The organism is Streptomyces macrolidinus, assembly GCF_023887685.1.
GTDB lineage: Bacteria > Actinomycetota > Actinomycetes > Streptomycetales > Streptomycetaceae > Streptomyces > Streptomyces macrolidinus.
The window spans coordinates 16,626-35,933 of record NZ_JAMWMR010000010.1 but is presented as its reverse complement, the minus strand read 5'-3'; the positions used below and the strand labels follow the sequence as shown (position 1 = coordinate 35,933).

The window sequence follows — 19,308 nt, the reverse complement described above, 5'->3', positions numbered from 1 at the left end:
CGGGCGTGAGGCATCCCGCGCCGCCGGATACGGTCGAGGAGTGACCGAGCAGCACCAGCCCCTCTCCTCCACCCCGGCCCCCGAACTCTTCACCTGGGAGTTCGCCGCCGATCCGTACCCCGCCTACGCCTGGCTGCGCGAGCACGCGCCCGTGCACCGGACGACGCTCCCGAGCGGGGTGGAGGCCTGGCTGGTCACCCGCTACGCCGACGCCCGCCAGGCACTCGCCGACCCGCGGCTCAGCAAGAACCCGGCGCATCACGACGAGCCCGCGCACGCCAAGGGCAAGACCGGCATCCCCGGCGAGCGCAAGGCCGAGCTGATGACCCACCTGCTCAACATCGACCCGCCGGACCACACCCGGCTGCGCCGCCTCGTCTCCAAGGCGTTCACCCCGCGGCGCGTCGCCGAGTTCGCGCCGCGCGTCCAGGAACTCACCGATCACCTCATCGACGGGTTCGCGGGCAAGGGCGAGGCCGACCTCATCCACGAGTTCGCCTTCCCGCTGCCCATCTACGCCATCTGCGACCTGCTCGGCGTTCCCCGCGAGGACCAGGACGACTTCCGGGAGTGGGCCGGGATGATGATCCGGCACGGCGGGGGACCGAGGGGCGGGGTCGCGCGGTCCGTCAAGAAGATGCGCGGCTATCTCGCCGACCTCATCCACCGCAAGCGCGCCGCCCTGTCCGACACACCCGCCCCCGGCGAGGACCTCATCTCCGGGCTCATCCGCGCCTCCGACCACGGCGAGCACCTCACCGAGAACGAGGCCGCCGCGATGGCCTTCATCCTGCTCTTCGCCGGGTTCGAGACCACCGTCAACCTCATCGGCAACGGGACGTACGCCCTCCTCACCCACCCCGAACAGCGCACCCGCCTCCAGCAGGCGCTCATCGCCGGGGAACACGGCCTCCTGGAGACCGGCATCGAGGAACTCCTGCGCTACGACGGCCCGGTCGAGCTGGCCACCTGGCGGTTCGCCACCCGGCCGCTCACCATCGGCGGGCAGGACATAGCGCCCGGCGACCCGGTGCTCGTCGTCCTCGCCGCCGCGGACCGGGACCCGGCGCGGTTCGCCGACGCCGACCTCCTCGACCTCTCCCGCCGCGACAACCAGCACCTCGGGTACGGGCACGGCATCCACTACTGCCTCGGCGCCCCGCTCGCCCGCCTGGAGGGACAGACCGCGCTCGCCACGCTCCTCACCCGCCTCCCCGACCTACGCCTCGCGGCGGACCCCGCCGAACTGCGCTGGCGCGGCGGGCTCATCATGCGCGGACTGCGCACGCTCCCCGTGGAGTTCACACCCGTTCCGCCACAGGGCCGCTGACGACCCTCCGCGACACCGCGGACACCCGGGCGGGAAGCGGGAGACGGCTCTTCGACAAGTCTGTGACATTCGCGTGATCCACGCTGCATGAACTTGTGACAAGCGTTCGAGTGCGGCTACGTTCGCGCAGTAACGCGGCGGTGCGCCACGGCTGCCGCGTGGTCTCTGCTGTCGCGCGAAAGGCAACCGTATGCTTCCCGGGAACGGCCGTCACCGTCGCCCCCGCCAGGCCCCCGCGATCCTCGTCGCGGCAGGTGTGACCGGGTCGGCGATCGCGATTCCGCTTCTCGGTGCCACCGGTGCGAGCGCGGCCGGTGCCACCACCTGGGACCAGGTCGCGGAGTGCGAGAGCGGCAGCTCCTGGAGCGCGGACACCGGCAACGGCCGCTACGGCGGCCTGCAGTTGACGCAGTCCGACTGGGAGAAGTACGGCGGCCTCGACTACGCGCCCCGCGCGGACCAGGCCAGCCGCTCGCAGCAGATAGCCGTCGCCGAGCGGATCCTCTCCCACCGGGGGACCTCCGCCTGGCAGTCCTGCGCCCCTCTCGCCGGTCTGACCAAGCACTCCGGTGAGACCGAGGTCGACACGGGCGTCGCGAACGACCCGTCGTCCTCCCCCCACACCTCAGGCCCCCTCACCTCCGGCTCCGACTTCGGCGCGGCGAACGATCCCGGTCTGCCAGACATGCCCGGATCGCCCAAGTCGACTCCGCTGCCGCCTACTTCCTCCCCTTCGCCCTCCACGTCCGAGTCCTCCTCCGAGTCCTCCTCCGAGTCCTCCCCGTCCTCGGACCCGACCACCGTTCCCTCCGAGCAGGGCACCGAGACGAGCGGCGCACGGGAGTCCGGCGAACCGTCCGAGGAGGCCACGAAGCAGGCCGAGCCCGGCAAGTCGGCGCGGGAGAAGGCCACTTCGGGCAAGGACGCGCACCGCACCTCCGGTGGCGGGCGTCATCGCGGCGGCAGCGCCGACGAACAGGGCGCGAACGGGCGCAGCGGCGACGGGTTCGGGCGGCACGCCTCGCCCGACTCCCCTGCCGCGCACGGCGCCACGGACGGCTCGTACACCGTCCGCCCCGGCGACACGCTGTCCGCCATCGCCGACTCGCTTGAGCTGCGCGGCGGATGGAGCGGGCTGTACGACGTGAACAAGAAGGCGATCGGCTCCGACCCCGACCTCATCCTCCCCGGTCAGAGCCTTGCGCTGGAAGACGGCCACGCATCGAAGAAGCACTGAACTGTCCGGTTTCTGACGCCAGTTCACGCCCTACTTCGACGTCAAATGTCCGCTTTGGCGAGAGTGAGATATGAGTCTCATAAGCCTTGATCGTCTTTGAAATTCAGCCGAGAGGCTGCTTACGGTCAAGGCCGCTCGCCACAGCGGGCCCCGACGGTCGCCACGCCGAATCCTGCCAGTGGCCGCCCGGGAACAGTCGTCGCGTCAAGCGCCGTAGGCAGGAGCGGGGGACCCAAGGTAAGTGCCGCGCCCGGGAGTTGACCGGGACGGCTAGGGGTGAAGCCGTACGCCCTTCGGGGCGTGCGACCGGGCAGCTCGACCGGCCCGAACCCGACAGCTCACCTCGCAGGCGTCGGTGAGGGGAATCGAAGCATGCTGTCTTCCGGTAAGGGCAAGCACCGTCGTCCGTCCAAGGCCGTCCGCGCCATCACGCTCGCCGGTGTCACCGGCGCCGCCGTCGCCGCCCCGCTGATGGCGGCAGGCAACGCCTCCGCCGCCACCACGGCCGAGTGGGACGCCGTCGCCCAGTGCGAGTCCGGCGGCAACTGGTCCATCAACACCGGCAACGGCTACTACGGCGGCCTGCAGTTCGCCACGTCCACCTGGGCCGCGTACGGCGGCACCGCCTACGCCGCGCGCGCCGACCTGGCGAGCAAGGCACAGCAGATAGCCGTCGCCGAGAAGGTGCTCGCGGGTCAGGGCAAGGGCGCCTGGCCGGTCTGCGGCAAGGGCCTGTCCAGCACCCCGAACAACGGTGGCGCGGCCCCCGCCGCCCCTGTCGCGCCCAAGAGCACGGCCCCGGTCGCACCCAAGAGCACGACCCCCGCCGCGCCCAAGAGCACGCAGAGCGGCACCGTCTCCCGTTCGGCCGAGCCGCAGAAGGCCTCCCGTTCCACCGAGCGCCCGGCGGCGCGGACGACCGTGACCACCCCGACCGGCAAGAAGGTCAAGAAGGGTGACGGCGAGTACAAGGTCGTCCGGGGCGACACCCTCAGCTCCATCGCCGCCGAGAAGCACATCCGCGGCGGTTGGCAGAAGCTGTTCGAGCTGAACAAGGACATCGTCGAGGACGCCGACCTCATCTACCCGGGCCAGCAGCTTCACCTGAAGTGACGGCCGGACAGCCGGGCCGCAACTCCCTTCTCCCGGCGGCCACCTCGACGTAGGTCGTCCGGAGACCCCCGCTCCCCGCTCCGGCGCGTGTTCCCCCGCACGCGCCGGAGCGGGGTTCTTCTGCCGTTCCCGCCCCGTCATTTGTTCCGACGTGAAACAATATGGACCGTCAACCTGTTCGCGGGTCGGTCGGTCAGTCGGCCGGGTCCCGCAGGCGGATAGGCTCTGAGGGCTGTTCCGTAATCCCTGGTGGATCAGCGCGCGGCGTCAGATGCGGTGCATCGCAAGGCGGAGGGACGTCCGCATACTGGATGTATGCGGTCGTCCCGACAACGCGGCGAGGCGCCGTAGCTGTCGTCGCGCGCCCGCCAGGGATTACGGAACAGCCCTCAGCCACCAAGTGCCCCGCACTCCAAAGCGTCACATCCCAGAAGGAGATGCACGTGCCGTCCATCGACGTCGTCGTAGCCCGGGAAATCCTGGACTCCCGAGGCAACCCCACGGTCGAGGTCGAGGTCGGCCTCGACGACGGCAGCACCGGTCGTGCCGCCGTCCCGTCCGGCGCCTCCACCGGCGCCTTCGAGGCCATCGAGCTCCGCGACGGTGACCCGAACCGCTACCAGGGCAAGGGTGTCGAGAAGGCCGTCCTCGCCGTCATCGAGCAGATCGGCCCGGAGCTGGTCGGCTACGACGCCACCGAGCAGCGCCTGATCGACCAGGCGATGTTCGACCTGGACGCCACCGACAACAAGGGCTCCCTCGGCGCCAACGCCATCCTCGGCGTCTCCCTCGCCGTCGCCCACGCCGCCTCCGAGGCCAGCGACCTCCCGCTCTTCCGCTACCTCGGCGGCCCGAACGCGCACCTGCTGCCGGTGCCGATGATGAACATCCTGAACGGCGGCTCGCACGCTGACTCCAACGTGGACATCCAGGAGTTCATGATCGCCCCGATCGGCGCGGAGTCCTTCTCCGAGGCCCTGCGCTGGGGCGCCGAGGTCTACCACACCCTCAAGAAGGTGCTGAAGAACAAGGGCCTGTCCACCGGCCTCGGCGACGAGGGCGGCTTCGCCCCGAACCTCGGTTCCAACCGCGAGGCCCTCGACCTCATCCTGGAGGCGATCAAGGAGGCCGGCTACACCCCCGGCGAGCAGATCGCCCTCGCGCTCGACGTCGCCGCGTCCGAGTTCTACAAGGACGGCTCCTACACCTTCGAGGGCAAGCAGCGCTCCGCCGCCGAGATGACCGAGTACTACGCCGAGCTGGTCGCGGCGTACCCGCTGGTCTCCATCGAGGACCCGCTGTTCGAGGACGACTGGGAGGGCTGGAAGACCATCACCGCGGGGCTCGGTGACAAGGTTCAGCTCGTCGGCGACGACCTGTTCGTCACCAACCCCGAGCGCCTGGCCCGCGGCATCGAGGAGAGCGCCGCCAATGCCCTGCTGGTCAAGGTCAACCAGATCGGCTCGCTGACCGAGACCCTCGACGCCGTCGAGCTGGCCCAGCGCAACGGCTTCAAGTGCATGATGTCCCACCGCTCCGGCGAGACCGAGGACGTCACCATCGCCGACCTGGCCGTCGCCACCAACTGCGGCCAGATCAAGACCGGTGCCCCGGCCCGCTCCGAGCGCGTCGCCAAGTACAACCAGCTCCTGCGCATCGAGGAGATCCTCGACGACGCCGCGGTCTACGCCGGCCGCAGCGCCTTCCCGCGCTTCAAGGGCTGAGTAGCCAGTCGTCGTACGTCCCCGTACGCGGTCCCGTACCGTGTGCGGGGACGTACGTACGTATGAAGGGGAGGCGGGAGAGATGGCCGTGAAGGACCGCGACCGGTTCTCCACCACGACCAGGCTGCGGCTGCTCGGCGAGCAGACGGCCGCCCGGGTCTACCGCTCCCAGACCAGACGGCAGGCCCGCCGCTCCCGGCTCACCGGCCGCGCCGCCCTCCTCGCGCTGGTCCTGTGCTCACTGATCGTGGCGCTCGCCTACCCGACCCGGCAGTACTTCTCCCAGCGCTCCGAGATCGCCGCCAAGCAGCGGGAGCAGCAGCAGGCCCACGAGCGGGTCGAGCACCTGCGCGACCTCAAGGCACGCTGGCAGGACGACGCGTACGCGCGGCAGCAGATCCGGCAGCGGCTGCACTATGTGATGCCGGGGGAGACCGGCTACATCGTGATCGACCCGCAGACGGCCAAGCCGTCGCAGCCGGGCCGGGCGATGGCCGCGCGCCCCTGGTACACCAGCCTCTGGGACGGAATCGACCGGGCCGACGAGCCCGGCGGATCCGGCCACTGAACCGGCGAGCCGACCCGGCACGCCCGCCGAACCGACACGAAAGACAGTCTGAAAGACAGCCATGGAAACCCCTCCGCCGCCCACCCCTCGCACCGAGCCCACGAACGCGGACATCGCGGCCATCCAGCAGCAGCTCGGCCGCACGCCGCGCGGGCTGTGCGCGATCGCGCACCGGTGCCCGTGCGGGCAGCCGGACGTCGTGGAGACGGCGCCACGGCTCCCCGACGGCACGCCGTTCCCAACGACGTACTACCTGACGTGCCCGCGCGCCGCCTCGGCCATCGGCACGCTGGAGGCGAACGGCGTCATGAAGGAGATGACGCAGCGCCTCGCCACCGACCCCGAGCTGGCCGCCGCCTACCGCGCCGCGCACGAGGACTACATCGCCCGCCGGGACGCCATCGAGGTCCTGGAGGGCTTCCCGAGCGCGGGCGGCATGCCCGACCGCGTCAAGTGCCTGCATGTGCTCGTGGCCCACTCGCTGGCCGCCGGGCCGGGCGTCAACCCGCTCGGCGACGAGGCGATCGCGATGCTGCCCGAGTGGTGGCGCAAGGGCTCGTGCGTGACGGGCGAGGCAGGCGCGGAGCGGGCCGGGGCGCCGGACTCCGGCACCACCGACCCCGGCTCCACCGATGCGGGGGAGGCGGGCGCGTGACGCGCGTCGCCGCCGTCGACTGCGGTACGAACTCCATCCGGCTCCTGGTCGCCGACATCGACCCGGCCACGGGCGAACTGACCGAACTGGACCGGCGGATGACCATCGTCCGGCTCGGCCAGGGCGTCGACCGGACCGGCCGCCTGGCCCCCGAGGCGCTGGAGCGCACGTTCGCCGCCTGCCGTGCGTACGCGGAGATCATCAAGGAGCACGGCGCCGAGCGCGTCCGCTTCGTCGCCACCTCCGCGTCCCGGGACGCCGAGAACCGCGACGAGTTCGTGCGGGGCGTCCAGGACATCCTCGGCGTCGAGCCCGAGGTCGTCTCCGGCGACCAGGAGGCGGAGTTCTCCTTCACGGGCGCGACCAGGGAACTGGCGGGCCGCACCGACCTGGCCCGGCCCTATCTGGTCGTGGACATCGGCGGCGGCTCCACGGAGTTCGTCGTCGGCGACGACCGGGTGCGCGGCGCGCGGTCCGTCGACGTCGGCTGTGTCCGGATGACCGAGCGTCATCTCGTACGCGACGGCGTCGTCACCGACCCGCCCACCGAGGAGCAGATCGCGGCCATACGGTCCGACATCGAGGCCGCGCTGGACCTGGCGGAGCGGGACGTGCCGCTGCGCGAGGCGCGGACGCTGGTCGGGCTCGCGGGCTCGGTCACCACGCTCTCCGCGATCGCCCAGGACCTCCCGGAGTACGACTCGACGGCGATCCACCACTCCCGCGTCCCCTACGAGCGCGTCCGGGAGATCACCGGCCGGCTGCTGAGGTCCACCCACGCCGAGCGCGCGGCGATCCCCTCGATGCACCCGGGCCGGGTGGACGTCATCGGCGCGGGCGCCCTGGTCCTGCTGACCATCATGGAACGCATCGGCGCGGCCGAGGTCGTGGTGAGCGAGCACGACATCCTCGACGGCATCGCGTTCTCCGTGGCGGGCCCGAGGCCCTGAGTCACCCTCCGCGGATGGTGCGCGAACTGACCGGGGCTCAGACGGGGCCCCGGTCACGCTTCGGCTACCCGCTGGTACCTGCCCGTGAGCAGGTCGGATACCGTAGGGGCGGGTTCCGGAAGATCTTGGTCGGAAACCTGTTGACGGCATGCTGTCGGAAAACTTGTGAAGTTCTTCACAAGGAATTCGCCCTCGCTGGGCGGTGATTGGGGCCTATGGAGACGTACAGAGGGCTCGAAGTGCCGTGGACCGCGCTCGCGTGAGCGGTCCCCCGAGGGCCCGGCGGTGACGGAACCGGGCCCGGCACGGAACAGCGAAGGTCTCAAGGGGCAGCTCACGGCCCTGGCGGGAGAAGAGGCTCGTACAGAGGTTCCCACTTGGCGTCATGACCTTCGTCACGTGGGCCGCGCAGTGTAGCAGACACCCCTTGCAAGCTTGTGAAGGGGCGCACGAGCGACCCCGTAGGGGCAGGTGGATACTCGATGCCATGAGCACCACGGAGCGTCCCAGGATCCTCGTAGTAGGCGGTGGGTACGTAGGCCTGTACGCGGCCCGACGCATTCTCAAGAAGATGCGCTACGGCGAGGCGACCGTCACGGTCGTCGACCCGCGCTCGTACATGACCTACCAGCCCTTCCTGCCCGAAGCCGCCGCCGGCAGCATCTCCCCCCGGCACGTCGTCGTCCCGCTGCGACGCGTGCTGCCGAAGGCGGAGGTCCTCACCGGCCGGGTCACCACCATCGACCAGGACCGCAAGGTCGCCACGATCGCCCCGCTGGTCGGCGAGGCGTACGAGCTGCCCTTCGACTACCTCGTCATCGCGATGGGCGCGGTCTCCCGTACCTTCCCGATCCCCGGCCTCGCCGAGCAGGGCATCGGTATGAAGGGCATCGAGGAGGCCATCGGCCTGCGCAACCACGTCCTGGAGCAGCTCGACAAGGCCGACTCCACGACCGACGAGGAGATCCGCCGCAAGGCGCTCACCTTCGTCTTCATCGGTGGTGGCTTCGCGGGCGCGGAGACCATCGGCGAGGTCGAGGACATGGTCCGGGACGCCGCCAAGTACTACAAGAACGTGTCCCGCGAGGACATGCGCTTCGTCCTGGTCGACGCCGCCGACAAGATCCTCCCCGAAGTCGGTCCCAAGCTCGGCCAGTACGGCAAGGCGCACCTCGAGAGCCGCGGCGTCGAGGTCTACCTGTCCACCTCCATGGACTCCTGTGTCGACGGCCACGTGGTGCTCAAGAACGGCCTCGAGGTCGACTCCAACACGATCGTGTGGACGGCGGGCGTCAAGCCGAACCCGGCGCTGTCCCGCTTCGGTCTGCCGCTCGGCCCGCGCGGCCACGTGGACACCGAGCCCACCCTCCAGGTGAAGGGCACGGACTACATCTGGGCCGCGGGCGACAACGCCCAGGTGCCCGACATGGTCGGCCGCAGGGCGGGCAACGAGAACGCCTGGTGCCCGCCGAACGCGCAGCACGCGCTGCGTCAGGCCAAGACCCTCGGCGACAACGTGATCTCCGGTATGCGGGGCTTCCCGCAGAAGGAGTACAGCCACGCCAACAAGGGCGCGGTGGCGGGCCTCGGCCTCCACAAGGGCGTCGCGATGATCGTCGTCGGCAAGTCGAAGATCAAGCTGCGCGGCCGGCTGGCCTGGTACATGCACCGTGGCTACCACGGTCTGGCGATGCCGACCTGGAACCGCAAGATCCGCATCTTCGCGGACTGGACGCTGAGCATGTTCCTCAAGCGCGAGGTCGTCTCGCTCGGCGCCATCGAGTCCCCGCGCGAGGAGTTCTACGAGGCCGCGAAGCCGGCCCCGGCTCCCGCCGCGAGCAAGCCCGAGGAGAAGGCCAAGGCCTCCTGACCTCACGGCACTTGTCCGACCGAAGGGCCTCCCGTCATCCGTGGTGCGGGAGGCCCTTCGGCGTCGCCCCGCTCCGCTTTCGCCGAAGCCCCCGTATTTTGCCCAGTCATGACGCCGACGGGGGACTGTAACGCCGCCTCGCCGGTGTTTACGTGGTGTTGAACATTCCGGGATCCTGTCACGGAGGTGTGCACCATGGTCGACGCCGCGCAGCGGCTGAACAGCCTCGTCGAACAGTTGCTGGGAGCCCCGCTCCCGGTGCGTGTTCGCGCCTGGGACGGCTCGGAGGCCGGCCCGCCGGGTGCTCCCGTCCTGGTCGTACGCAACCGCCGGGCGCTGCGCCGACTGCTGTGGAAGCCGGGCGAGTTGGGGCTCGCCCGCGCCTGGGTCGCGGGGGACCTGGGCATCGACGGAGACCTCTACACGGCCCTCGATCGGCTCGCCGGGTTCATCTGGGAGCGCGGTGAGGACGCCCGTACCCTCACCCAGGCGCTGCGCGACCCGGAGGTCCGCGCCGCCGTCCGCGGTCTCGCCGCGCTGGCCGGTCCCTTCCCGCCGCCCGCGCCCCCGCGCGAGGAGGTCCGCAGAGCCCGCGGCCACCTGCACACCCGGCGCAGCGACAAGCACGCCGTCAGCCATCACTACGACGTCGGGAACGACTTCTACGAGATCGTCCTGGGCCCGTCCATGGTGTACTCGTGCGCCTACTGGGACTCCCCGGAGGGCACGTTGGAGGACGCCCAGCGCGACAAGCTCGAACTCGTCTGCCGCAAGCTGGATCTGAAGCCCGGTCAGCGACTGCTCGATGTCGGCTGCGGCTGGGGCTCCCTGGCCGTCCACGCGGCCCGCGAGCACGGCGTCGACGTCGTGGGCATCACCCTCTCCGAGGAGCAGGCCGCCTACGCCCGCAAGCGGGTCGCCGACGAGGGGCTCACCGACCGCGTCGAGATCCGGGTGCAGGACTACCGCGATGTGGTCGACGGGCCGTACGACGCCATCTCCTCCATCGGCATGGCCGAACATGTGGGCGCCGAACGGTACTTGGAGTACGCCCGTACCCTGCACGCCCTGCTGCGGCCCGGCGGGCGGCTGCTCAACCACCAGATCGCGCGCAGGCCGCAGCGGGACGAATCCACGTACTCCGTCGACGCGTTCATCGACGCCTATGTCTTCCCGGACGGCGAACTCGCGCCCGTCGGCACCACGGTGACCCAACTGGAGCGAGCCGGGTTCGAGGTGCGCGACGTCGAGTCCCTGCGGGAGCACTACGCCCTCACGCTGCGCCGCTGGGTCGCCAACCTGGAGGCGCAGTGGGGGCGGGCGCAGGGCCTCACCAGCCCCGGCCGGGCCCGTGTCTGGCGCCTCTACATGGCCGCCTCGGCCCTCGCCTTCGAGCGCAACCGCATCGGCGTCAACCAGGTCGTCGCGGTCCGCACCCCCGAACCGGGCACCTCCGGGATGCCCCTGCGGGCCCGTACCTGGAACTGATCGGCCGAAGACAAGGGGCCCCGTCCGGTCGAGAGTGGCCGGACGGGGCCCCGACGCATGGGCCGCTACTGCGACTTGATCGCCGTCAGCATGTTCAGCCGGGCCGCGCGCCGGGCCGGCCACAGCGCGGCCAGCACGCCGACCAGCCCCGCGAGCAGCAGGAAGACGGCCATCCGCCCCCAGGGCAGCACCAGTTGGTACGTCGAGATCTGCGTGCCGACCAGCCGGCCGGCCGCCCAGCCGAAGAACACGCCCAGACCGATGCCGAGCACGCCGCCGAAGAGCGAGATCACCAGCGACTCCAGCCGGACCATCCGCTTGATGCCGCCGCGGTCCAGGCCGATCGCGCGCAGCATCCCGATCTCCTGCGAGCGCTCGAAGACCGACATGGCCAGGGTGTTGATGACACCGAGGACCGCGACGATCACCGCCATGGCCAGCAGGCCGTAGAGGATGTTCAGCATCAGCGTGACCGACTGACTGATGCCGTTGGAGATGTCCTTCTTGTCCTGGACCTGGATGGCCGGGTTGTCGCCGAGCGCCTTCTCCAGCGCGCTCTTGGCCGACGCGGTGGCGCCGTCGGACATCTTGACCATGACCTGGAGGTCGGACGGGTGGCTCGCGTGCGCGGAGAGCGTCGCGTTGTCCAGGATGATGCCGCGCATCATCGCGGTGCTGCGGTAGATCCCGGCGACCGTCAACTGCTGCTTGTGGCCCGCTTCGAAAGAGGCGGTGAGCCGTGAACCGGTGTGCCAGTCACGGGACTTGGCGGTGTCCTCGTCGACGACGATCTGCGCGCCGCCGATCTTCATCGAGCCGCTGTCGACCGTGAGGTCGGTCAGGTCGGTGAACGTGGCGCCGTTGACGCCCATGACGTACTCGGTCTCGCCGTCGATGCGGGAGGAGGCGAAGCGCAGCGCGCTGGTCGTGGTGACGCCATCGGCCGACCTGAGCTTTCGGTCCACGTCGGGCGAGAGCGGATTGCCGTTCGCCATCGTCACCACGTAGTCCGCCTTGATCGAGGAGGCGGCCATCTTGTCGATCGCGATCTGGAGGCTGCCTGCCATCACCGTCAGACCGGTGATCAGGGTCAGACCGATCATCAGGGCCGAGGCGGTGGCGGCGGTGCGGCGCGGGTTGCGCACGGAGTTCTGCCGGGCGAGCTTCCCGGCGATCCCGAAGACCCGCAGCAGGGGCGCGGCGGCGGCGATCAGCGGGCGGGACAGCAGCGGGGTGAGGACGAAGACACCGATGATCAGCAGGACTGCGCCGAGCCCCATCGGGGCCTGGCCGTCCGTGCTGTTCAGCGTGGTGGCGTACAGGACGGTGGCGATACCGGCCGCGGCGAACAGGGAGCCGATGGTGTTGCGTACGACGAGGGACTTGGTCGTCGCCTTCGCGTGGACGCTGCTCATCGCGGCGACCGGCGGGATCTTCGCGGCGCGGCGGGCCGGCAGATAGGCGGCCAGCATCGTGATCACGATGCCGACGGCGAAGGCGGCGAGGACCGTGCTCGGGGAGATGACGAGCGGCCCGTCCGGCACGCTGTCACCGAAGGAGCCCAGCAACGCCCGCAGTCCGGCGCCGACGCCGATGCCGGCCAGCAGGCCGGTGACGGCCGCGACCGCGCCGACCACGAACGCCTCGATGAGCACGGACCGGGTGACCTGACGGCGGGAGGCGCCGACCGCACGCAGCAGGGCCAGCTCCTTGGTCCGCTGGGCGACCAGCATCGTGAAGGTGTTGGCGATGATGAACGTGCCGACGAACAGCGCGATGCCGGCGAAGACGAGCAGGGAGGTGCGCAGGCTGCTGGTCGCGTCGGTGATCTGCGCGGCCTGGTCGTCGGCGAGCTTCTCGCCGGTGATGGTGGAGGCGACGTCCTTGGGAAGGGCCTTGTCGAGGGCGTCGCGCAGCGCGACCTGGCTGGTGCCGGGGGCGGCCTTCACGTCGATCTCGTCGTACACGCCGGTCTTGCCGAACAGCCGCTGGGCGGTGGCCGTGTCGAACAGCGCGAGGCTGCCGCCCGCGGCGACGTTGCCGTCGTCGGTGGTGAAGATGCCGGTGATCTCGGGCTTGAGGACGGGTCCGTCGATGGAGATCCGTACGGTGTCGCCGACCTTGTACCCGGCGCGCTCGGCGGTCTTGGAGTCGATGAGGACCTGGCCCGCGCCCTTGGGCGCGTGTCCGCTGACCAGCGGGTACCGGATGTCCTTGGTGCCCCAGTAGTTGCCGCCCTGGGTGCGGAAGCCGCCGCCGATGAGCTTGCCGTCCTTGTCGGCGATGGCGGTGAAGCCGCCGACCACACCGATGGCGCTGTCGGCGCCCTGGACCTCGGCGGCCTTGTCGAGGAGCGGCTGCGTCAGCTCGGGCTTCTTGCCGAGCGTGTCGCCGGTGCTCTTGCGGGTCTTCGGCTGGATGGCCACGTCGACCTGGTCGAAGCCCTTCGCGGAACTCTTCTGGAAGGCCTCCGAGACGGTGTTGGTGAAGACCAGGGTGCCCGACACGAAGGCCACGCCGAGCATCACGGCGAGCACGGTCATCAGCAGCCTGGCCTTGTGCGCGAGCACGGTGCGCAGGGCAGTACGGAACATTCTCTTGTCCAGGGGCTGGGTTGAGCGACGGATGGGGGAGGGGGCGTGGGGCCGCGGCGACCGGGCCGCCGGGTCAGCTCGTGCGGCCCTTGGCGTCGAACTGCTTCATCCGGTCCAGCACCGCCTCGGCGGTCGGCGCGTGCACCTCGTCCACGATCCGGCCGTCCGCGAGGAAGATGACCCGGTCCGCGTACGCCGCCGCCACCGGGTCGTGGGTGACCATCACCACCGTCTGCCCCAACTCCCGTACGGAGTTGCGCAGGAAGCCCAGTACCTCCGCGCCCGAGCGCGAGTCCAGGTTGCCGGTGGGCTCGTCACCGAAGATGATCGCGGGCTTGGACGCCAGCGCCCGCGCCACCGCGACGCGCTGCTGCTGACCGCCCGAGAGCTGCGCGGGCCGGTGACCGAGCCGCCCGGACAGGCCGACCATCTCGATCACGGTGTTCAGCCACTCCTTGTCGGGCTTGCGGCCCGCGATGTCCATCGGCAGCGTGATGTTCTCCAGCGCGGTCAGCGTCGGCAGCAGGTTGAACGCCTGGAAGATGAAGCCGATCTTGTCCCGGCGCAACTTGGTCAGTTGCTTGTCCTTCAGCGAGCCCAGCTCGACGTCGCCGACGCGGACGGAGCCGGAGGAGAAGGAGTCGAGCCCGGCGACGCAGTGCATGAGCGTCGACTTGCCGGAGCCCGAGGGCCCCATGATCGCCGTGAACCGGGCCTGCTCGAAGTCGACGGTGACGCGGTCCAGGGCCACCACCTGGGTCTCGCCCTGACCGTAGACCTTCGACAGGTCCGTGGCGCGGGCGGCCACCGCGGTGATGGGGTCGGCGAGGGGGGTGCTGGTCACGGGACGGCTCCTGTCGGGACGGCGGTCGAGTCAAGGACGACGGTCAAAGGGGGACGTCTTCCATCATCCGTGCCGATCGAAGTCGTGAAGTCACCCGCTGTTCTGGTTCTGGGGGCAGCCTCGGGTCGGACCGTCCCTCGGCGGTGTCATACCTGGGGATGACACGGCCCGGGACCGCACCTGGTGGGAAGAGGGGTGGGTGACGTCGTGCGGAGCTGTCCGCGTCGCCGTCATTCCGGACGGTGAAATCCCGTCATTCCCCGTACACGCGCAGTCGCGACCGGAAGCGCCATCGGCACGTGTGGATGGCCCGTCGCGTGTGCTGATGCACCCTCAGGCGCCAATAAAATAAGACAACATGGCGTCGCCCGCCCGCTGTTCGAGGGATCCGCCCCGATAGGCTCGACGCCGAGATGCGGAGGCCATGGCCTGCCCGGATGGTGGAATGCAGACACGGCGAGCTTAAACCTCGCTGCCCCTCGCGGGCGTGCCGGTTCGAGTCCGGTTCCGGGCACCTCCGATCTCAAGTCACTGATCAGCGGAAACAACCGAAGACCGTTGACTCACCGCAATGTCACGGGAACACCACGGGAACATCCCGGGTAGCCTCCCCTGGCATGAAGCGAGCGTAATTGCGCGTAGAGGCAAGACCGGAGCGTTATCGAGCTACCAGGTTCGATGGAGGCTCGGGGGTGCCAAGCACGCACCGTGGCAGAACGAGCGGTTCGACGGCGACGAGGACGGTCGCGCAGCCGCTGAGACGTTTCGCGACGCGGTCAACGACAACGGTCAGCAGTGGAGACCCCCACACGGAGCCGTACACCGGACCCGAAGTCGACTGGCCATCCTGGCGAACCTTCGCCGCGGCCCTTGCCGATCCGCACCTGACCATGCCGGGCTACGCCCGGACCTGTGGACCATCGGCCACTCGACCCCGACCTCGGCCGCCGTCATCCAGCAGGACGGCACGATCATCGCCGACAGCCCCGACTCCCCGTCCCTCACGATCCTGCGCACCTGGCTCGCCGCCTGGGAAGCCGCCGGGCGCCCGGCCCCCGAGACCTACAGCCCCGAACTGGTGCACTGCGAGGGCTCGGGAGAGACCGGGTGGAAGCTGCGCCTCACGAGCGGGGAGTTCCGGACGGACGAGTACCGGCTGTCGACTCGCCGCTGAAGGGCGCTGCTCCATCAGGTCGCAGGCTGGGCAACGGGCGGCAGAGAACCGCATCTAAACCTGCCGGGCGGCACCGTCCGGCCAGACGACATCTACAGGCAGGCCGATTGCGCGGGCTTCGAGGACGGTGTCCGCAGTGCCTCCGCCCTTACTACCCGACGGCGGTTCGCCGTTCCATACGGCCAGGAGACGATCAGCCCGCGTCAGGAGCGTCCGGTTCGCGTCTTCGTACGCCGACCGGTTAGCGGTCTCGTGTTCGAGGACAGACACCTCGGCAGCCGCCGCGATGAGCCGGTCGAACATGACCGCGTGGTCGGGCTTTACCTTGGTCTGCCGGTAGTCCTTCGACGGGATGACCGCGACCAGGCGGCCACCCAGCTCCAGCACGATGTCCGCGAACAGGGAGTCAGCCCCCCTGGCGACGCAGGAGACGCCTGTCAGGTCCGTAGCATGCGGCTTCAGCATCTCTCGCAGGGCGTCGCGTACCAGGGGCACGCTGGCATCGGTCAGGTCCATGTGCCCCGTCACGGCGATGGTTGTCACAGTGTTCCCTCAGTTCGACAGCAGATCGCGGATCATAGTGCGCGCCTCGGCCACGCGAGGTGAGACGCCCCGGCCGACCGTGTACGGGTACAGTCGGCCGAGCTGCGTCCTCACCCTTGCTGACTGCGTGCGGGTAGCCGCCTCGACCGCGCTTGTGGTGAGATCGGCGGCGCCTGTCACGTCGCCCATGAGGAAATGGCACTCGGCCAAACCGATCATGTCGAGGGCATGGCTTCGGCCAGCTTCCGGGCCGCGCCGGGCAATGGCCTGGCGGATGGAGTCTGCGGCTTCTGTGGCGTGCTGCCGGGGCTCTTTGCGGGCCAGGTCCAGCAGACGGCCGCCGACGGCACGCTCCTCGCCGACCGTCCGGACTCCCCGCCCCTCACGATCCTGCGCACCTGGCTCGCCGCCTGGGAAGACGCTGGGCGCCCGGCCCCCGAGGCCTACAGCCCCGAGCTGGTGCGCAGCGAGGGCGTGGGAGAGACCGGGTGGAGGCTGCGCCTCGCGGTCCACGGGTTCCAGACGGACGAGTACCGGTTGCCGACCCGTCGTTGACCCGTTCGGGTGCAGGTGCTGTCCCGTCAGGAGCGCGCGGATTAGAGGTTTCCGGAGGCCTGGAACACCCATAAGGGGCTACATGAGAAAGGTCTCGCCCATACCCTGACAGTGACGAGCTGTTCAGAGAGGGGCGAGACCGTGCCATCTGATGCTACCCCGGACCCGTACGCCGATCCGCTGAAGTTCGGACAGCGGGTGCAGATTCTCCGCGAGCGCCGCGGAATGACCCAAGTCCAACTCGCTGATCTCGTAGGGCTCTCATCGCACACCCTCCGCAAGATCGAGAATGGGCAGCAGCAGGCGCCACGTCTCGACCTGGTGCTGAGGATCGCCGAGGCTCTCCGAGTGCGCGACCTTGCCGACCTGACAGGCCTCCCAGACATGCATGTTGACCTCTTCGTCGGGCCTGGCCATCCGCGGCTTGCCGCGGTGAAAGCGGCCATCGACAACTTCGCCCTCGGCTCCAGCGCCGAGCCGCCGCCCGTCGCGCACCTGGAGGCCCGCCTGCACGCGGCGTGGAAAGCCAGGCACGCCGCGAAGAACCATCGGGAGACCATCGGGAGGCTGCTGCCGGACCTGATCCGGGACGGCCAGGCCCTCGTCCGGCACGCTGAAACCGCCAACGGACGGCGCCACGCTCAAGCTCTCCTGTCGCAGACGTACAGCCTGAGCCAGTTCTTCGTCGCCTACCAGCCCGACGCCGCTCTGCTGTGGCGCGTCGCCGAGCGGGGCATGGTCGCGGCAGAGGACTCCGCAGACCCGCACGCGATCGGCGTTGCTGCCTGGCTGCTGGCCCAGGCGCATCGCGACTCCGGGCGGCAGCATTTCGACGCTGCCGACGCCATCAACCTGGAAGCCGTCCGCTTCCTGGAGCCCTTGCTGCCGGAGGCGAGCGACGATGTCCTCGCCATCGCGGGAGCGCTGGAGTTTGAGCTCGGCTACACCGCAGCCCGCCGACGGGAGACCGGTACCGCGTGGGGGCACTGGGACAAGGCGGAGGCCATGGCGAAGCGCCTGCCGAGCGACTACGTCCACCCGGTGACGAGCTTCGGCCAGGCCATCATGGGCGCCCATGCCGTGACGGTCGCGGTCGAGCTGCACCAGGGAGGGGAGTCGGTACGGCAGGCGGCTCGGGCAGAACGGGCTGCGATCCAGTCCCGCCCGCGCCGGGCCCGGCACCGGATCGAGGAGGCCCGCGGCTACCAGCTCGACAGCCAGCCGGATGTGGCAATCGCCTCGCTGGAGAAGGCCTTTGAAGCTGCGCCGGAAACGATCCGGTACAACGGCTACGCCCGGTCGATCTTGCTGGAGGAGATCGAGTCGACGCAGGCCGTCCGGCGCAGGCGGGCGTCGGAGCTGGCGGTGAAGGTCGGCATTCTCGCTGCTTGAACGTACCGACCGGATTCCGGTCGGCGATGCTGTGTGCACGCCTCTACGGTCACTTGTGTGAGACGCATCACCATGATCGTGGAGGCGTGACCATGCCTGCGGATACTGCGAGCACGCTCACGGACAAGCAGCTTGCCGTACAAGGCGTCGACCTGGCGACGCGGCGGGAGCGAGGCCTCGCGGTCTCTCGGTGGCTCCTGTCCGCGGCCGAGGACCCGGTGCAGGCCTGCACGGACTGGCGGGAGCACGGCGTAGCGCTGCTGGCAGCCGGCGAGACCTTCGGCGCGGTCCGGATTCCGGGCGAGCTCATGCGGGTGGCCGCGAAGACGGGCGACGACGAGGACGTGGACGAATTCCTTCTCCGTGTCCTGAGGGGCGGACCGGTGTTCCGGGACCGGATCTCTGACGCGTACTACGCCCTGGTCTCCGAAAGTACCGCTCGGCGGTGGAATCCGCAGGCCTGGCCCGGCGTGGCCTGCCTCGGCAGAGACTGCTACCTGGGTGTCCCCGCGCTCGACCCCGGGCTCTGGCAAGGGCGCTCGTACTGGTGCGTTGCCCTGAACTCGCCCACGAAGCTGTGCGATCCGCGGTTGGTGTGGGCGGTAGTGCAGCGCGCGCGGGACTACCGCCGAGCCACGGATTCGGATGCGGATGCTGGCCGGTCGTGCGCGACGTGAGGCCGGACAGCCTGGCGGGCCAGATCGTGTACGTGCTGATCGTCTTGGCCGTCCTGGGCGCGCTCGCTTACGGGGTGGCCTCCGGGTGACGGATCAGTACGGCACGGTCCTCGTCGGGTGGACCACGGGTACCTGCTGGAAGTGCGAGCGCGTCAGTCTCCCGGTGACGTGGGTGGGACCCGCTCGGTACGCCGGGCAGGACGCCCCGATCTACCTGTGCCAGTACTGCCTCGCCGCCGTCGAGCGCCGAGCCCGAAGTTACTTCCTGGAGCCTCGCTCCGAGGAGCCTCCCTCCGTCATCGCGCGGCCCTACGCCCGCCCCGTCCCCCTGGAAAGGAACCCCATGAACACCACCCAGCAGAGCGGCCAGCCCGCCCTCCAGTTCGTGACCATCTCCGTGAGCGGCTTCGGTATCCGTGCGCGGGCCGACGGGCGCACCGGCCTGGACGCCTGGCGGATCATCCGCCAGCGGCACCCGCGGGTCACCTGGGCGGTCGGCGCGTACGCGCTGCTGCTCGCGGGGCTCGTCGCCGCGGTGGCGATCCACCTGGTGGCCTGACCCGCTACGCGCGCCAACGCATTGAAGGAGGGGAA

General features: G+C 70.0%; 15 protein-coding genes, 1 tRNA gene, 2 pseudogenes and 1 riboswitch. Of the genes and pseudogenes, 15 read left to right on the top strand and 3 right to left on the bottom strand.

Annotation, left to right across the window (positions count from 1 at the left end):
- Positions 1–40 precede the first annotated feature (40 nt).
- From NGF19_RS14055 to NGF19_RS14015, 10 genes and pseudogenes are all read left to right on the top strand, one after another.
- Positions 41–1,330, top strand: coding sequence for a cytochrome P450 family protein (locus NGF19_RS14055; RefSeq protein WP_252425205.1), 1,290 nt, complete (start codon positions 41–43; stop codon positions 1,328–1,330).
- Positions 1,331–1,520: 190 nt separating this feature from the next.
- Positions 1,521–2,567 (top strand): LysM peptidoglycan-binding domain-containing protein, encoded by a 1,047-nt coding sequence (locus NGF19_RS14050; RefSeq protein ID WP_252425204.1) that lies wholly within the window; start codon positions 1,521–1,523, stop codon positions 2,565–2,567.
- 199 nt (positions 2,568–2,766) lie between these two features.
- Positions 2,767–2,934, top strand: a riboswitch (cyclic di-AMP (ydaO/yuaA leader).
- Between the two features lie 5 nt (positions 2,935–2,939).
- Positions 2,940–3,309, top strand: a pseudogene (locus NGF19_RS31120) (transglycosylase family protein); the annotation flags it as partial.
- A gap of 110 nt (positions 3,310–3,419) precedes the next feature.
- Positions 3,420–3,680 (top strand): annotated as a pseudogene (locus NGF19_RS31115) (LysM peptidoglycan-binding domain-containing protein); the annotation flags it as partial.
- Positions 3,681–4,123: 443 nt separating this feature from the next.
- Entirely contained in the window at positions 4,124–5,404 is a 1,281-nt protein-coding gene (gene eno / locus NGF19_RS14040; protein ID WP_252425202.1) for a phosphopyruvate hydratase, read from the top strand.
- An 82-nt stretch (positions 5,405–5,486) separates the two neighbouring features.
- Positions 5,487–5,972 (top strand): FtsB family cell division protein, encoded by a 486-nt coding sequence (locus tag NGF19_RS14035; protein WP_252425201.1) that lies wholly within the window; start codon positions 5,487–5,489, stop codon positions 5,970–5,972.
- 61 nt (positions 5,973–6,033) lie between these two features.
- On the top strand, positions 6,034–6,627 hold the full coding sequence (locus tag NGF19_RS14030; RefSeq protein WP_252425200.1) for a DUF501 domain-containing protein: 594 nt from the start codon (positions 6,034–6,036) through the stop codon (positions 6,625–6,627).
- A complete protein-coding gene (locus NGF19_RS14025; protein WP_252425199.1) occupies positions 6,624–7,577 on the top strand; it encodes a Ppx/GppA phosphatase family protein in 954 nt (317 codons plus the stop codon). The genes NGF19_RS14030 and NGF19_RS14025 overlap by 4 nt, the downstream gene beginning before the upstream one ends.
- A gap of 487 nt (positions 7,578–8,064) precedes the next feature.
- Positions 8,065–9,447, top strand: coding sequence for an NAD(P)/FAD-dependent oxidoreductase (locus NGF19_RS14020; protein ID WP_252425198.1), 1,383 nt, complete (start codon positions 8,065–8,067; stop codon positions 9,445–9,447).
- A gap of 195 nt (positions 9,448–9,642) precedes the next feature.
- A complete protein-coding gene (locus NGF19_RS14015; RefSeq protein ID WP_252425197.1) occupies positions 9,643–10,935 on the top strand; it encodes an SAM-dependent methyltransferase in 1,293 nt (430 codons plus the stop codon).
- Between the two features lie 65 nt (positions 10,936–11,000).
- Here the strand turns inward: NGF19_RS14015 and NGF19_RS14010 are convergent, their stop codons facing one another.
- Complete coding sequence (locus NGF19_RS14010; protein ID WP_252425196.1) at positions 11,001–13,529, bottom strand: ABC transporter permease; 2,529 nt, start codon at positions 13,527–13,529, stop codon at positions 11,001–11,003.
- Positions 13,530–13,602: 73 nt separating this feature from the next.
- A complete protein-coding gene (locus tag NGF19_RS14005) occupies positions 13,603–14,373 on the bottom strand; it encodes an ABC transporter ATP-binding protein (protein ID WP_252425195.1) in 771 nt (256 codons plus the stop codon).
- A 431-nt stretch (positions 14,374–14,804) separates the two neighbouring features.
- On the opposite strand from NGF19_RS14005, the gene NGF19_RS14000 reads away from it, so the two are divergent.
- Positions 14,805–14,887: transfer RNA gene (locus tag NGF19_RS14000), tRNA-Leu, on the top strand.
- A gap of 714 nt (positions 14,888–15,601) precedes the next feature.
- On the opposite strand, the gene NGF19_RS13995 is transcribed toward NGF19_RS14000, so the two are convergent.
- The gene (locus tag NGF19_RS13995; protein WP_252425194.1) at positions 15,602–16,090 is read right to left on the bottom strand and encodes a hypothetical protein; all 489 of its coding nucleotides are present in this window, start codon (positions 16,088–16,090) and stop codon (positions 15,602–15,604) included.
- A 228-nt stretch (positions 16,091–16,318) separates the two neighbouring features.
- Between NGF19_RS13995 and NGF19_RS13985 the strand changes: the two genes are divergently transcribed.
- The 4 genes from NGF19_RS13985 (at position 16,319) to NGF19_RS13970 (ending at position 19,273) form a co-directional block, all read left to right on the top strand.
- The gene (locus NGF19_RS13985; protein WP_252425322.1) at positions 16,319–16,645 is read left to right on the top strand and encodes a hypothetical protein; all 327 of its coding nucleotides are present in this window, start codon (positions 16,319–16,321) and stop codon (positions 16,643–16,645) included.
- A 141-nt stretch (positions 16,646–16,786) separates the two neighbouring features.
- Positions 16,787–18,037: a helix-turn-helix domain-containing protein gene (locus NGF19_RS13980; RefSeq protein ID WP_252425193.1), complete on the top strand. Its 1,251-nt coding sequence runs from the start codon at positions 16,787–16,789 to the stop codon at positions 18,035–18,037.
- A gap of 92 nt (positions 18,038–18,129) precedes the next feature.
- Positions 18,130–18,714, top strand: coding sequence for a hypothetical protein (locus NGF19_RS13975; RefSeq protein ID WP_252425192.1), 585 nt, complete (start codon positions 18,130–18,132; stop codon positions 18,712–18,714).
- 85 nt (positions 18,715–18,799) lie between these two features.
- On the top strand, positions 18,800–19,273 hold the full coding sequence (locus NGF19_RS13970) for a hypothetical protein (RefSeq protein WP_252425191.1): 474 nt from the start codon (positions 18,800–18,802) through the stop codon (positions 19,271–19,273).
- The last annotated feature ends 35 nt before the right edge of the window (positions 19,274–19,308 follow it).